The sequence below is a fragment of the Mycobacterium sp. 29Ha genome (genome assembly GCF_032883055.1).
Lineage (GTDB): Bacteria > Actinomycetota > Actinomycetes > Mycobacteriales > Mycobacteriaceae > Mycobacterium > Mycobacterium gallinarum.
Genome location: NZ_JAMQTI010000008.1, coordinates 209228 through 224276, shown reverse-complemented (window position 1 = coordinate 224276; position 15049 = coordinate 209228). Strand labels below are relative to the sequence as shown.

The following is a 15049-nucleotide window of genomic DNA, read 5'->3' as shown; positions in this document are numbered from 1 at the left end:
CGCCGCCATGGCTAGCTTGCGAGGCCCGCTGGTGCGCATCGCCATCTTCGTGTTGGCGTGCACGTTGGGCTGGTTCTTGATGGTGGCGGTCTTCGGGCAGTTGCGCTTCGGCGGAGAGTCGACATACAAGGCGATCTTCTCGAACGCTTCGGGACTGGAGGCCGGCAATTTTGTGCGCATCGCCGGCGTCGAGGTCGGCAAGGTTAAGAAGGTCGAGGTCCAGGACGACGCCACTGTCCTCGTGGAATTCGCGGCAAACGACTCTGTAGTACTCACCGAAGGAAACAGGGCTTCGATTCGCTACGAGAACCTGATCGGCGATCGCTTTTTGGCGATCGAGGAGGGCGCCGGCGGTACGAAGAGGCTGAACCCGGGCGCCACCATACCGCTGGTCCTGACACAACCCGCGCTCGATCTTGATTCGTTGATCGGCGGTTTTCGCCCACTCTTCAATGCGCTCAATCCCGACCAGGTCAATGCGCTGACCGGCCAGCTCATCGAGGCTTTCCAAGGGCAAGGCGCGACCATCAGCTCGTTCCTTAACCAGACCGCATCATTGACCAACACCCTGGCCAACCGGGATCAATTGATCGGAGACGTCATCGTCAACTTGAACACGGTCCTGGGTTCGCTCGGCGATCAGCAGGACCAGTTCGCGAAGGCCGTCGACTCGCTGTCGGAGCTGGTAAAAGGACTCGAACAGCGCAAGCAGGACATTACCAACGGAGTGGCATACGCCAACGAGGTCGCCGGGTCCGTGGCGGACCTGCTGCAGCAGGCCCGCCCTCCGTTGAGACAGGTCGTCCCCGAGGCTGACCGGCTGGCGGGAAACATCGTCGCGGACACCGACTATCTCAACAACCTGCTGGACACGCTGCCCGACGCCTACCGGATCCTGAACCGACAGGGTCTCTACGGCGACTACTTCAGCTTCTATCTGTGCGACGCCGTGCTGAAACTCAATGGCAAGGGTGGCCAGCCGGTGTATGTGAAGGTCGCGGGCCAGTCGACGGGGAGGTGCACGCCCCGATGAAATCTTTCGAGGAACGGAATCCGCTCGTCATCGGCGCCATCGGGCTCGGATTGTGCCTGGCGATCGTCGTGGCCGCCCTGCAGTACGACAAACTGCCGTTTTTTTCTGCAGGCGATGGTTACTCGGCCTACTTTGCCGAGGCCGGCGGACTTAAGTCGGGTGCCGACGTACGGGTGAGCGGCGTCGCTTCGGGCAGTGTGGAGAGCATCAAGCTGGACGGCGGGCGAGTGCTGGTCACGTTCAAGGTCAATGACCGGATCCGGCTCGGCGAGCGCACCGAGGCCGCCGTCAAGACCAACAGCGCGTTGGGCAGCAAGGTCCTCGAGATCACTCCGCGCGGAGACGGCAGACTGGACGGCCCGATACCTATCGACCGGACGACGTCCGCCTATCAGCTGCCGGATGCGATCGCCGACCTCACCACGGCCATCAGTGGACTGGACACCGACCAATTGTCCGAATCGCTGACCGTGCTCTCGAAGACATTCGCCGACACGCCGCCCGACGTGCGCGCCGCCGTCGAGGGCGTGGGCCGGTTTTCACAAACACTGAACGAGCGCGACGCTGAGCTTCGCAGCCTATTGTCCAATGCCGATAAGGCCACCGATGTCCTCGCTGAGCGCAGCGACAAGATCGTCAGCCTGGTCCACGACACCAATTCGCTTCTCGCCGCGCTGCAGAGTCAGGGCGCCGCGCTCGACCAGATCTTCAACAACCTCTCGACGCTGAGCCAGCAGTTGAAGGGGTTCATCGCCGAAAACCGCACTCAGCTCAAGCCCGCACTGGAGAAGCTCAATGGCGTGCTTGCGATCGTCGATAACCACCGCGAACAGGTGAAACTGGCCGTGAAGGGGCTCAACAGATACGCGCTGGGGCTTGGTGAGTCGGTGTCGTCGGGACCATTCTTCAAGGCCTATGTCGCCAATCTTCTCCCTGGGCAGTTCGTCCAGCCGTTCATCGACGCTGCCTTCTCCGACCTCGGGATCGATCCCAACGTCCTGTTGCCCTCAGAAATGACCGATCCGCAGGTAGGCCAGCCGGGCACACCTGCGCTGCCGGTTCCCTTCCCACGCACCGGCCAGGGTGGAGATCCGAGGTTGACGATTCCCGACGCCATCACAGGTAACCCCGGCGACCAGGGATGCGGTCCGCCCGGCGTGCCCCTGCCGGGGCCCACCGGTTGCTATCCGTACCGCGAGCCGCCACCCGCCCCACCACCGGGTGGCCCGCCGCCCGGGCCGCCGGCGGTCGCGCCACCGGGAACGGGATCGACGTTGACTCCGCCGCTTTCGATCCTGGATCCCGCGCCCGGCGAGCAGGGTTCGGTCAACCACGGTGCCGGATCCGTGCCCGCACCCGCGCCTGCGGAGGGAGGCCGGTGAACAGGCTGAACTCCCGTGTGGGAAGGATCGGACTGGCCGCTGTCCTAGTGGCGCTGTTGATCGTCGGGATCGTGACGATCAACACCTACGGGGTGGGACAACGCGCCACGATCATCGGCTATTTCGACAACAGCAACGGCATCTACGAGGGCGACGACGTGGTCATCCTCGGGGTCCCGGTCGGCACCGTCGAGAAAATCGAACCGCAACCTCTCCGGACGAAGATCACCTTCTCGGTCGACGAGGAGTACAAGGTGCCTGCGGACGCCAAAGCCGTCATCCTCTCGCCGGCGCTGGTGACCGCTCGGGCCATCCAACTCGTCCCCGTGTACAGCAGTGGCCCCACGCTGCAGAACGGCGCGGTGATCCCACAGGACCGCACGGCCGTGCCGGTCGAATTCGACCAGTTCCGGCAGCAGCTGGAACGGCTCGCCGACACGCTGCAGCCGACCACGCCGGGCGGCGTGAGCACCCTGGGTGCGTTCGTCTCCACTGCGGCGGACAACCTGCGCGGTCAGGGCGCGAACATCCGAGAGACGCTCATCAAGCTCTCGGATGCCTTCTCGGCCCTCGGCGATAACAGCAAGGGACTATTCGGGACCGTGAAGAATTTGTCGATCCTGGTTTCGGCGCTGCAGGACAGCACCGATCTGCTTCGGCAGCTCAATCAGAACCTGGCCGCGACCACCGGACTGCTCGCCAATGATCCGAACGAGGTCGGCGCTGCTGTAAGGGATCTCGCGGATGTCGTCGACGACGTTCGGACCTTCGTCGCCGAGAATAGGGAGACCCTCGGTACCACGTCCGACAAGCTCGCCTCGGTCTCCCAGACGTTGCACGACAACCTCGGCGACATCAAGCAGCTGCTGCACGTCGCCCCCAACGCGTTCCAGAACTTTTTGAACATCTATCAACCTGCGCAAGGCGCGCTGACCGGTGCGCTGTCGACCAGCAACTTCGCGAATCCTCTCCAATTCATCTGCGGCGCCGTGCAAGCGGCATCGCGGCTGGGAGCCGAACAGTCGGCGAAGCTGTGTGTGCAGTACCTCGCGCCGATCTTCAAGAACCGCCAATACAACTTCTTCCCGCTCGGGGAGAACCTGTTCGTCGGGGCGCAGGCCCGCCCGAACGAGATCACCTACAGCGAGGACTGGATGCGGCCGGACTACATACCGCCGGCCGGTTCGCCGGGGGCGTTGCCTGCAGAGGCGCCTGCGCCGCCTCCAGCCGGGGGTCCGGCGCCTGGCGGCCCGCTGCCGCCGCCGGGGGGCGTGTTCACCAACTTCGGCGAGCCGGCCAATCCGTACGACGGTCAACCGCCGTTCGTACCCGGGAGGCCGCTCACCCCGGTGCCGCTGAACCCGGGCGACAACCCTGCCGTTCCCGCGCCGGTCCCGACGGACCCATCCGCCGGGTTGACGGGCATGATGGTGCCCCCTGGGGGTGGACAGTGAGGCGAAATCAACCGTGGCACCGCGTCATTGGTCTGTCGGCGATAGCGGCGGTGGTGCTTTCCGGTTGTGCCGACTGGCGGGGCCTGAACTCTCTGACGTTGCCGGGGACCGCGGGTGGAGGGGCGGGCGCATATACGATTCAGGCACAATTGCCGCAAGTCGTGAGCCTGGAGACCAATTCCCGCGTCAGGGTCAATGACGTCACCGTAGGCAATGTCACCAAGATCGAGCGTCAGGGCTGGCACGCGCTGGTGACCATGCGATTGAACGGCGATGTGAACTTGCCCGCCAATGCCACTGCGACGCTGGGGCAGACCAGCTTGCTGGGCTCCCTGCACGTCGAGTTGGCACCGCCGGCCGACGCGCCGCCAGAGGGCAAACTCAAGGAAGGCTCATTGATTCCACTTTCAAACGCGAGTGTCTACCCGACCACCGAAGAGACACTCAGCGCGCTGTCATTGTTGCTGAACGGCGGGGGCGTCGGACGGATAGGCGAGATCACCAAAGAGCTGAGCCGGGCCTTTGCCGGCCGCGCCGACGACTTGCGGAGCCTGCTCGAGCAGCTCGACCTGTTCGTCACATACCTCAATGACCAGAAGGACGACATCCTTGCAGCCGCAGACAGTCTCAATAATTTGGTGGGTCAGATTGCAGAGCAGAAACCCGTCGTCGACCAAGCGCTGAAAACCGTTCCGCAAGCGCTGGCGGTCCTAAACGACGAGCGTGACACTTTGGCCGATGCAGTCGATCAACTCGGGAAATTCAGTGCGCTGGCCGCTGATTCGGTGAACCAGACGAAAGAGAATCTGGTCAAGGAACTCAAGGATCTCGGACCCGTGCTGAAGTCGCTTGCCGATGCTGGGCAGGACCTGACCCGTTCGCTGGACTTCTATTCCACCTTCCCTTTCCCGAAGCCGACGCTCAGCAAGTGGCTGCGCGGTGACTTCGCCAACTTGACCGCTGTCATCGATCTGACGCTGAGCCGCTTGGATGCCGGGCTCTTGACCGGCACTCGCTTCGAGGGCGAGCTAACCGAGCTGGAACTGCAGTGGGGCCGGACCATCGGCCAAATGCCCAGCCCGTACACGGCGCGCAACCCACTGGTCGTGCCTTATCAGTTCAATCAGGGACCGTGACATGCATCTGACGAGGCGGATCTGGACTCAGTTGGTCGTTGTGGCCGTCGTGATGGTGTTCGGCGTGGCAATTATGTTCTTCCCCGTCCTGAAATTGCCCGCGAAGTGGTTCGGCGTTGGCCGCTACAACGTCACGGTGCAACTGCCGCAGGCCGGCGGTTTGTACGAGCGTGCCAATGTCAGCTACCGCGGCTATAACGTGGGCCAAGTGAAATCGGTTCACTTGACCGACACCGGGGTCGAGGCCGTGATGTCGCTGGACTCCGACATCAAGATTCCGTCGGACGTGGAAGCCGAGGTACACAGCGTGTCGGCGATCGGAGAGCAGTACGTCGACCTCTTGCCACGTTCCGCAGACGGACCGATGCTGCGCAACGGCGATATCATACCCAGTGACAGGACCACGGTACCGCCGAACATCAGCACGCTTTTGGACGCCACAAACAAAGGGCTGCAAGCGATTCCCCGCGATAACCTGAAGACTGTGGTGGACGAGGCCTACCTCGCTTTCGGTGGTCTCGGTCCCGAGATCGCCCGATTTGTCAAGAGCGCCACTGCCCTGGCACTCGACGCCCGCACTAACATCAACGAGCTGAACACCCTCGTCGATGAATCCAGACCCATTCTCAATTCTCAGACGGACACGTCGGATTCGATTCAAGCCTGGGCGGCCAACCTGGCGACGATTACAGCGCAACTGCGCACCGAAGACGGCAGTGTCGCCAAGTTGCTTCAGGACGGTGCGCCTGCCGCTGAGGAGGCACGCGCGCTCTTCGATCGTCTACGGCCGACGCTGCCGATTGTGTTGGCCAACTTGGTGTCTGTAGGCGAGGTCGCGGCCGTGTACCGCGGCAATATCGAGCAACTGCTGGTGCTACTCCCGCAGGGTGCCGCGGCGGTTCAGGCCGTCGGCGTGGCGAACCGAAACACCAAGCAGGACTACAACGGTGGCTTCCTGAGCTTCAACTTGAACCTCAACCTGCCGCCGGCGTGCAACACCGGATTTCTGCCAGCCCAGCAGATAAGGTCCGCGGCTCTCGAGGACTATCCGCCGGCACCCGACGGTGACCTCTATTGCCGGGTGCCTCAAGACTCGCCCTTCAATGTGCGCGGTGCCCGGAATACGCCGTGCGTGGAGAAACCGGGCAAACGCGCCCCAACAGTGGCTATCTGCGAGAGCGACGAGAACTACGTGCCGCTCAATGACGGTTACAACTGGAAGGGCGACCCGAACGCCACGCTCTCAGGGCAGGCCGTTCCCCAGCCGAGGGATCCATCGGCGCCGGGGACTGGCCCCGTGGAGGCTGCACCACCTCCGCCTCCGGCCGCACCGGCACCGGTAGCAGCGGTGCCGTACGACCCTTCCACCGGAAGTTACGTCGCACCGGACGGACGCGTGTACACCCAGTCGGACCTTGCCGCCGGTGCCCAAGAGGGGCAAACATGGCAAAATATGCTGGTCCCGCCGGGAAACTGACCCCTCACCGAAAGGCGCTCGGCAGCAACCAGATTCGGTCGATTAAGGAACTAGAGCGTAGAGGTGACCGGCTCGGTCGTCCGACACTCTGATCTGAAGGACCCGAGTATGTCCTGCCAGCAGACCTCGCCGGTGGCCGTGTAGGTGGCGTCTGGGGACGTCGAGGGGATGATGATCTCCGGGGTGGCCCAGCCCGGCAATCTCTTGCAATTGCCTTGACTGACGGGGGTCGACAGACACACGGTCACACCGGTCACTTGTGCATTCGGCGTGCACGTCTTCGGGGTCAGGGTTGCCCGCACCGATTTGGCGCCGCCGGGCACGATGACCAGCTCCGGCGATGTCAGCACGTACTGACAGTCTGCCGCGCCCCTAGATCCGTCGTCAGGTGAGGCTGAAGCCAGGGCGGTGCTGCCGCCGATCGCAATTGTGACGACAACGGCCATCACGGCGGACGTGGACATCGAACGACGCGCGATCATCCCCGCATTCTAGCCCTTATTGGGCTGCAGCAAAGCCGCTTTCGCTCTACGGACCTAGGTAGCGGCGTCCCATTCGGCGATGAGATGGTCGACTGTGGTGATTCGGCCGAGCACTGCAATGCTGTTGTCGAGCACCTGATTTGCATAGTCGGCAGGTGTGCCACCGACGGCATCGCGCGGAACGACGAGGCTAAATCCCGCCTGCGCGGCGTGACCGGCCGTAAACGGCAGCGCCAGGTTCAGTGAGACCCCGGTCAATACAACGGTGTGCACGCCGAGCCCCTTGAGCACAGGAAGAAGCTCGGTGTCTAGGGTGGGGAAGAGCCCATGGTGCCGCGGAAGTATCAGGTCCGTCGGCGCCAAAAGCTCGGGCAAGACCTGTGTTTCGGCGGAGCCGGATTCCCAGTCGGCAGTCGCAGGCCCAAGCGCGCGCCACAATCGCGCAGTGCCCGTGTGGTCGCCAGCCAGCAACCCCTCGTAGGTGGCGTGCACCACTGGCACGCCGCGAGCGCGGGCAGCGTCGAGTAGCCGGCGCAGAGCGCCGATCAGATCGGCGGAATCGGCCGCCAACGCAGGCAAGACCGACTGGGGACCGAGTACGCCGTTCTGGCACTCCACACAGAGGACGGCGACGGTGGCAAGTTCTGCATGTTCCGGTGACTTCGGCATGCTGAAGATTCTAGTGTAAATGGTTATTGGAAAAGGGATTTCGCTCCGACGATACTCACCGAAACATAGAATGTCGGCATGCAGATCCGTGAGTATGTCGACTCCGGTAAGCCCGCCTTGATCCTGTATCCATCGGGGCAGGCGATCGACTTCGCGGAGTTGGAGGCGCGAGCAAATCGGCTGGCACACTTCTTCAGGCAAGCGGGTCTACGTGAGGGCGAAACGGTCGCAGCGATCCTGGAGAACAACCAGCACGTACATGCGGTGATGTGGGCAGCGCGGCGCAGCGGCCTCTACTACGTAATGGTCAATACTCATCTCACGGCGGCAGAAGCGGCATACATCGTCGACAACAGTGGGGCCAAGGCGGTGATTGGGTCGCGGGCGATGCGCAAGGTGTGCGAAGGACTTTCGGAACATCTGCCAGGTGGTCCCCCGTGCATGTTGCTCATTGCCGACGACGATCTGGAGGGATGGCAACGGTATCCGGAATGCGTTGCCGATCGACCGTCAGACCCGATCAGTGATGAACGCGAAGGTGATCTGCTCCAGTACTCCTCGGGTACGACTGGCCGGCCCAAGGGGATCCGCCGTGAGCTGCCCCGGGTCGCCCCGGCAGACGCGCCCAACATCCTGATGCCACTCATGAACGCGGTCGGAATCAACCGTGAGTCCGTGTATTTGAGCCCAGCGCCGCTGTATCACACGGCGCCGTCATATTGGTCAATGGTGGTCCAGTCGTTGGGTGCCACGACTGTCATCATGGAAAAGTTTGATCCGGAGCTCGCGCTTGAATGCATCCAACGATACCGGGTTACACACGGTCAGTTTGTCCCGGCAATGTTTGTTCTTATGTTGAAACTGCCTGAGGATGTTCGGAATTCGTATGATGTCTCCTCTCTTCAGAGAGTTGTGCACGCCGCGGCGCCATGTCCGGTCGAGATCAAGCGGCGGATGATCGAATGGTGGGGTCCGATCATCGACGAGTATTACGCCTCCTCGGAGGCAGTGGGTGCGTCGTTCATTCGCGCCGACGACTGGTTGAGCCACCCGGGGTCGGTGGGCCGGCCGCTGGTCGGCGTGCCGCACATTCTCGATGAGGACGGCAACGAGGTGCCGAGCGGTGAGGTCGGCGAGATCTACTACGAGGGTGGGCATTCGTTCGAATATCTCAAAGACGAGGCGAAGACCGCAGACTCGCACGACAGACACGGCTGGGCGACCGTCGGTGACCTCGGCTATCTGGACTGCGAGGGCTACCTCTATCTGACTGACCGCCGACACCACATGATCATCTCGGGTGGAGTGAACATCTATCCGCAGGAGGCCGAGAACCTGTTGATAACTCATCCGAAGGTGCTCGACGCTGCGGTGTTCGGCATACCCGACGACGAGATGGGTCAGAGCGTCAAGGGCGTCGTGCAGACGGTCGATCCCGACGACGCCACCAAGGAATTCGCCGACGATCTTCTGGTCTGGTTGCGAGAACGCCTAACGCACTACAAGTGCCCGCGCTCGATTTCGTTCGAGCCGCACCTGCCCCGCACCGACACCGGCAAGCTTTACAAGCAGGAACTCGTGAAGAAATACTCCTGACAGCCGGTCACCCGAGCCGAAGCGGCAAACGTGCGAGCGCGAAGGTGTTTGCCGGAAAGGTGATTTCGGGAGTGTAGTCCGGTGCCAGTTCGAAGGCGGGGACTCGCTTCAGCCATTCACCGACGATCAAGGTCAGTTCCATACGCGCCAAGTGCGAACCAAGGCAGCGGTGCGGACCACCGCCGAACCCCCAGTGTCGGTGTACCTTTCCGTCCATGACAACGTCATTGGTGGAGATCGCATCGCTGTCGTCGCGGTTGATCGCGCCCAATAGCAGTCGAACCTGTGTGCCCGCCGGCAGCGTCACGTCGCCGATGGTGACGGCTTCCGTGATGACCCTGGGCACCAGTGGCGCTGGCGGTTCCAAGCGCACGATCTCCTCGACAAAGACCTTGATTTGTTCGGCATCGCGGCGCAGAGTCGCCTGCAATTCGGGGTTGCGAGCCAGTTCCAGCAGTGCAGAACCCATGGAAGAGGTGACGGTGTCGAGTCCCGCGAGCACGAAGAGGTAGCTCAGGCCGATCGCCTCGGCATCGTCGAGGGGATGCTCCCCAGTGAGCACCTGGGACAGGACATCGCGGCCGGGGTTCTGTCGGCGTTCGTTGATCGCGTCGGTCAGGTAGGAGAACAATTCAAGCGCTGGGGTGAGATCCACGCCCTCCAGCGACGGCCGGTCGGCCAGGTTTATGACGGCGTCTTTCCACGCTATCAGGCGGTCCCGATCCTCCAGTGGAAGCCCGAACAGCGTCAAAAACACCTGCGATGGATAGGGAATCGCGATGTCTGCCATGACCTCGCAGTCGCCTCCGGCGGCGACAGCATTGACGATGTCCACCGCTTGACGCTGCAATGCCGGCAGCATCTCGCCCAACGTATGGGGGCTGAAGAACGGCTGAAGGACATGGCGGAACCTGGTGTGTTCGGGCGGATCGAAGGCGATCGGCACCAACGGCAGTGGACTTCCGAGCATGTCGAACGCCTGCTTCGACGAGAACACTTCAGGTTTGCGTAGTGCGTCGAGCACGTCCTCGCGACGGGTCAGATAGAACCAGCCGTCCATGTACACGACGGGCCCGGCGTCGCGCGCGGCCGCCCACCCGACACCTCTGTCGGCCGCCATCGGCAACTTCGCCCATTCGAGCGTCGGGGCGCCGCACGTATCGACCACATCGTCGCTCTTGGCGCTCATGGGACTCCCGTTCTCAGAACGCCGACCGGTGCAGGCCGCCGTCGACCTCGATCCAGCTTCCGGTGATGTACCCGGCCAGATCCGAACACAGATACGTGACCAGCGAGGCTATTTCATCCGGTTTGCCCATGCGTGCTGCCGGCACCCTGGCCTCACCCAGCATGAAATCGCGGCGCTCATCGTCGGTACCTGCGCCCAAGTTTTTCTCCAGATACGCGATGGAGTTGGCGGTCTCGATCCAGCCGGGAGCGACGGTGTTCACCGTGACGCCGTAACGGGCGTATTCGTCGGACACCGTCTTCAACAGCCCGACCGTCGACGGCCGGCTGGTATTGGCCACCGCGTGATGGATATTGCCCGCAGGCTCCTTGGCGGTAGCCGACCCGATGTGCACGAAACGTCCCCAGCCCGCGTCCCGCATTGCCGGAAGGACAGCGCGCAGCAGGAAGATCTGACTCATCGTGTGCGCCTCGAACGACTCTCGGTAGGCATCCAGATCGCCGATGTCGGCGAAATCGCCCGGCCGCTGGTACTTCGCCTGGCCGATCACGATCAGCGGTGGCCCGTGCTCCCCGGCCACCTCTCGCACGGCGTCGTCGAGCTGGTCCTGGGCGCTGACGTCCGCGCAGACTCCCGTTGCCGCGCCGCCCTCAGCGCGAATCGCCTCCACCGCGGCATCGATATCGGCTTTGGTCCGTGCGAGTATCGCCACCCGGCAACCCTCTGCCGCAAGCATTTTGGCGACTTCGAATCCGATTCCCTTGCTGCCGCCGACGATCAGCGCTGATCGCCCGTCGATCCCGAAGTGCATGGTTCCGGCTAGCGCTTGACGTCCATGCCGGCGTCGACTTTCAAGACGCTGCCGGTGAACGAGCGGCCCGCGTCGCTGATCAGGAACAGGATCGCATTGCTGACATCGAGGGGCTCGATCATCGGGAAGTCCGGCAGTGCGGTCGACATCGCGTTGACCAAATGCGGGTTCTCCTCGATCACCTTGAACAAAGCAGGGTTGTCGGTGATCATCGGTGTATTGCAGTTGGTCGGGGCCACGCCGTTGACGCGGATACGGTCGGCGGCGAGCATGAGCGCGTAAGAGCGAACCAGGCCGGTGACCGCGAGCTTGGACGTCAGATAGGCATCGGTGCCACCGCGGCCGTCGGTGAGATCCAGTAGCGCGATCATCGAACTGGTCGCGATCAGATTGCCGCCCTGGCCCCGTGCCTTCATGTGCGGTATCGCGATCTGGAAGGTGTTCCATACCCCGATGAGCATGATGTCGAGCCCGAGCCGAAGCGCCTCGCTGGCATCGCGCTCGTCGGCATTGGTCAGCACCACGCCGGCATTGGCGATCACGGTGTCGATGTGGCCGAACTTCTCCACACCGGCATCGAAGACTTTCTGGAGCCCCGCCAGGTCGCGGACGTCGGCCTTCTCGAACAGCATCTCCTGACCGGTCTTCTCGACCAGACGAGCGGTCTCTTCGAGCTCGTCGTAAGTGCCCAGCTTGTAGGGCACCACGTCGAGGTCTTCGCAAATGTCGATTCCGACGATGTTGGCGCCCTGCTCGGCACACAACACCGCATGCGATCGGCCCTGCCCGCGGGCGGCTCCGGTGATGAAGACGACCCTGCCGTCCAGTGAACCCATTCGTATGCCTCCAGTAGCTCGCTATCGCCCGCGCTCGGCGGGTAACCACGCGCACGCTGCAGTGACGTGCGCCACGTGACGGATGTTACGCCGCGAAGTTGGAATCATACAACTATTTCGCTAATTTAATATTCGACGAATTATCGATGCTCTGGAAGGGAACCCCATGACCGACACCCTCAACGGCGGCCCCCGCCCCCCCGACGGCGACTGGCTCGGAACCCCCTACCTGACGTTCAAACGAGAAGGGCCGTTTGCGATCTGCACGCTCGACCGTCCCGAGGCGCGCAATGCGATGACCCCGGCCATGTACTTCGGCATTCGGTACGCGATCAGCCGGGTGAACGCTGACCCGGACCTCGCGGGGCTGCTGATCACCGGGACCGGTGACGTCTTCGCGCCCGGTGGCGACCTCGGTCAGGCCGCCGCGGACAACTGGATGGACTTCGCCTCGACCATGGGTATGGACGTGACGCCGTTCGACGTCCTGCGGCAATCGCCGAAACCGGTGGTTTCGGCGGTCAACGGGCTCTGCCAGGGCGGCGGACTGCAGATTGCAATGTGCAGCGACTTGGCCGTCGTGAGCGACCGAGCGACCTTCCGCGTACCGGAGTTGTTCCGTGGTATCGCCGATACGTATTACAGCCAGGTTCTTGCTCGCATGATCGGACCGGTCCGGACCAAGGATCTGATGTTCACAGGGCGCACGCTGAACCCAGCGGAGGCCGTCGAGTGGGGGATGGTCGCCAGGGTCGTGCCTCACGACGACCTGCTCGATGTGGCGAAGGAGCTTCTAGGGCAATGCTGCCGGACCGCACCGGCAGCGCGCGGCGTGGTCAAGGCAAGCCTGGACAACTACCTCGGACTCTTCGACCGGATCGGCATGCAGACCAGCTTGTTCGGACCCGAGGCACGCGAGGGCTTCCGCGCGTTCAAGCAGAAGAACTCGCCGAACTGGGTGCACCCCGAACTCCAAGTGGACGCTCGGCTCTGAGTGTGAGCCGGCGCGGCCTGGCCGGCGGGGTGGTCGGCCAGACCGCGACGGTTGCCCGTGCCTACTTCGGCGTGAAGCGCTGTGCGCCATCGAGGCGCATCACTTCGCCGTTGACGTAGGTGTTCGTGAGGAGGAACGCCGCCGCGTCGGCGTATTCGGCCGGTGTGCCCAGACGCTTGGGAAATGGGATGTTGGCGGCGAATTTGGCGATAGCCTCTTCGCCAACCGATTCCATGATCGGCGTCTTCATGGTGCCCGGCGCGATGGTGTTGACCCGGATGCCCACCGAGCTCAGGTCGCGGGCGGCCGCGATGGTCAATCCGATCACACCGGCTTTGGCTGCGGCATAAGCGGTCTGCCCTATCTGGCCTTCATAGCCGGCCACCGAGGCCGTCATCACGATGGCGCCTCGCTCACCGTCCTCGCGTGGATCCTCGGCGGCCACTGACGCCGCCACCAGACGCGTCAGGTTATATGTCCCGGTCAGATACAGATCGATGGTCTTGGTAAAGCCGCCCATGTCGGCCGGGCTGCCGTCGCGCTGCACGATCCGTTGGGCGACACCGAAACCCCCGTGCGCGACCACGGCGTAGCGCAGTTGGCCGAGCTGCTTGGCCTGCTCGATCGCCCCGAGGATGCTGTCATCGCTAGTCACGTCCGTACTGACGAACAGTGCGCCGCTACCGAGCTCGTCGGCCAGCGCCTTGCCCTTGTCGGCGGCCAGGTCGGCGATGACGACACCGAGTCCGTCGGCATGTAACCGCCGCACGGTTGCCTCGCCCAGGCCGCCCGCGCCGCCGCTGACGATCGCCGATGCACCCTCGAATTGCTTGACTGTCACCAGTTCTCCTTCTTGTCAATTGTTTTCAGATTGTCTAGATTTCCGATCACCAAATCCCACGGATCTTCTGCCGTCAGTGCCATTCGGCCTAGACGGCGTGCGAAATGCGCAGTGGTCCCGTAATCCCCGGCCCAGCTCTGGGCCCGCAGGGTGAACAGCCAGAGCGGGTGCTCGCTGGTCACCCCAATGGCACCGTGCAGCTGATGAGCGGTGGTGCTGACGGGAATGACGGTCCGCCCGACCGCGATCTTGGCGATTGTGACGGCGTAGTCGGTGTGTGGCGAGTCGAAGCCGTGCTCGGCGGCCGCGGCAACGGCTAGTTCGACAGCGGCGCGCGCGCGTTCGATATCTCCGGCCATACCCGCAAGGGACTGCTGTACGGACTGAAATGCGCTGAGCGGGCGGCCGAATTGGACGCGCTCGCGAGTGTGCGCCACCGACAGCGCCGCGGCCGCGTCGAGCGCACCCATGACCTGTACACACCGCGACCACGCGCCCCGTCGCATGAGCTGGGCCTCCAACGCCGAGTCCACAGTGTGCAACGCGTCGCTCGGTACATCGAATGCAATCGCGTCCCGTGGCTCTCCGGCGAGGTTGTGAGCCTCATGTCGGCTGCCCGCTGTCGCGTCCAACATGCCGATCTTCAATCCGTCGCGACTCCGCACAGCGAGGACCGTGGTGCACGGCCGCGCCCACGGCACGGCCTCTGCGGTTCCTGCGACTCGCCCGTCCCGGACGTCCGCGTCGGCGATCGCAACGGTAAGTGGTCCGTCGGGGAGCTCGATGCCGGCCTCGCGCCCGAGCCAACCCGCGAGCGCATCGGTTTCGGCAAGGGGAACCGCGCCGGCATGGCGTGCCACGCCGTAGAGCACGATCGCCAGCTCGTGGGGTCCCGCGCCCATGTCGGGATTGCTCGTCAGCCGGGCCAGGCCCGTCTCTTCGAGATTACGCCACAGGTCGGTGTCGAACCGGTCGGGCACCCCGCGGCGGCCCAGCCCCGCGTCGTACGAGCGCTGCCCGAGTTCGTCTACGAGGGAACGCAATTCGGCATCGTCATCTTGGATTGCGTTGGCAGCGAAAACACCACCAGCAAGCGCGCTCATGGCAATCTCCCGCTCTTCGCGCCAGCGCTCATCTGAATCTCCCGCT

Annotated in this window: 14 protein-coding genes; 7 read left to right on the top strand and 7 right to left on the bottom strand. The window is 63.5% G+C overall.

Annotated elements, in window-relative coordinates; genetic code table 11:
- Positions 1-7 precede the first annotated feature (7 nt).
- The 5 genes from M1248_RS13140 to M1248_RS13120 are packed head-to-tail and all read left to right on the top strand — an operon-like array spanning position 8 to position 6482.
- Positions 8-1033 (top strand): MCE family protein, encoded by a 1026-nt coding sequence (locus M1248_RS13140; RefSeq protein ID WP_317148637.1) that lies wholly within the window; start codon positions 8-10, stop codon positions 1031-1033.
- Entirely contained in the window at positions 1030-2415 is a 1386-nt protein-coding gene (locus M1248_RS13135; protein ID WP_317148636.1) for an MCE family protein, read from the top strand. The genes M1248_RS13140 and M1248_RS13135 overlap by 4 nt, the downstream gene beginning before the upstream one ends.
- The gene (locus M1248_RS13130) at positions 2412-3869 is read left to right on the top strand and encodes an MCE family protein (RefSeq protein WP_317148635.1); all 1458 of its coding nucleotides are present in this window, start codon (positions 2412-2414) and stop codon (positions 3867-3869) included. The genes M1248_RS13135 and M1248_RS13130 overlap by 4 nt, the downstream gene beginning before the upstream one ends.
- Complete coding sequence (locus M1248_RS13125; protein WP_317148634.1) at positions 3866-5005, top strand: virulence factor Mce family protein; 1140 nt, start codon at positions 3866-3868, stop codon at positions 5003-5005. Before M1248_RS13130 ends, M1248_RS13125 begins: the two co-directional genes overlap by 4 nt.
- Position 5006: 1 nt before the next feature.
- Positions 5007-6482, top strand: a complete 1476-nt coding sequence (locus tag M1248_RS13120; protein ID WP_317148633.1) for an MlaD family protein — start codon at positions 5007-5009, stop codon at positions 6480-6482.
- A gap of 50 nt (positions 6483-6532) precedes the next feature.
- On the opposite strand, the gene M1248_RS13115 is transcribed toward M1248_RS13120, so the two are convergent.
- Positions 6533-6964 carry a hypothetical protein gene (locus M1248_RS13115; RefSeq protein WP_317148632.1) on the bottom strand — a complete coding sequence of 144 codons (432 nt, stop codon included), beginning with the start codon at positions 6962-6964 and terminating at the stop codon, positions 6533-6535.
- Between the two features lie 54 nt (positions 6965-7018).
- A complete protein-coding gene (locus M1248_RS13110; RefSeq protein WP_317148631.1) occupies positions 7019-7633 on the bottom strand; it encodes an isochorismatase family protein in 615 nt (204 codons plus the stop codon).
- Between the two features lie 78 nt (positions 7634-7711).
- On the opposite strand from M1248_RS13110, the gene fadD4 reads away from it, so the two are divergent.
- Positions 7712-9229, top strand: a complete 1518-nt coding sequence (gene fadD4, locus M1248_RS13105) for a fatty-acid--CoA ligase FadD4 (protein ID WP_317148630.1) — start codon at positions 7712-7714, stop codon at positions 9227-9229.
- A gap of 7 nt (positions 9230-9236) precedes the next feature.
- On the opposite strand, the gene M1248_RS13100 is transcribed toward fadD4, so the two are convergent.
- Genes M1248_RS13100 through M1248_RS13090 form a run of 3 tightly spaced genes read right to left on the bottom strand, consistent with a single transcriptional unit; the run spans position 9237 to position 12065 of the window.
- Positions 9237-10418, bottom strand: coding sequence for a cytochrome P450 (locus tag M1248_RS13100; protein ID WP_317148629.1), 1182 nt, complete (start codon positions 10416-10418; stop codon positions 9237-9239).
- A gap of 13 nt (positions 10419-10431) precedes the next feature.
- Positions 10432-11229, bottom strand: a complete 798-nt coding sequence (locus M1248_RS13095; RefSeq protein ID WP_317148628.1) for an SDR family oxidoreductase — start codon at positions 11227-11229, stop codon at positions 10432-10434.
- 8 nt (positions 11230-11237) lie between these two features.
- Positions 11238-12065, bottom strand: a complete 828-nt coding sequence (locus M1248_RS13090) for a mycofactocin-coupled SDR family oxidoreductase (RefSeq protein ID WP_317148627.1) — start codon at positions 12063-12065, stop codon at positions 11238-11240.
- A gap of 166 nt (positions 12066-12231) precedes the next feature.
- On the opposite strand from M1248_RS13090, the gene M1248_RS13085 reads away from it, so the two are divergent.
- A complete protein-coding gene (locus tag M1248_RS13085) occupies positions 12232-13059 on the top strand; it encodes an enoyl-CoA hydratase/isomerase family protein (protein ID WP_317148626.1) in 828 nt (275 codons plus the stop codon).
- 61 nt (positions 13060-13120) lie between these two features.
- Here M1248_RS13085 and M1248_RS13080 read toward each other — a convergent pair whose 3' ends face one another.
- Positions 13121-13900 carry an SDR family oxidoreductase gene (locus M1248_RS13080; RefSeq protein WP_317148625.1) on the bottom strand — a complete coding sequence of 260 codons (780 nt, stop codon included), beginning with the start codon at positions 13898-13900 and terminating at the stop codon, positions 13121-13123.
- Positions 13897-15003, bottom strand: a complete 1107-nt coding sequence (locus M1248_RS13075; RefSeq protein WP_317148624.1) for an acyl-CoA dehydrogenase family protein — start codon at positions 15001-15003, stop codon at positions 13897-13899. Before M1248_RS13075 ends, M1248_RS13080 begins: the two co-directional genes overlap by 4 nt.
- Between the last annotated feature and the right edge of the window lie 46 nt (positions 15004-15049).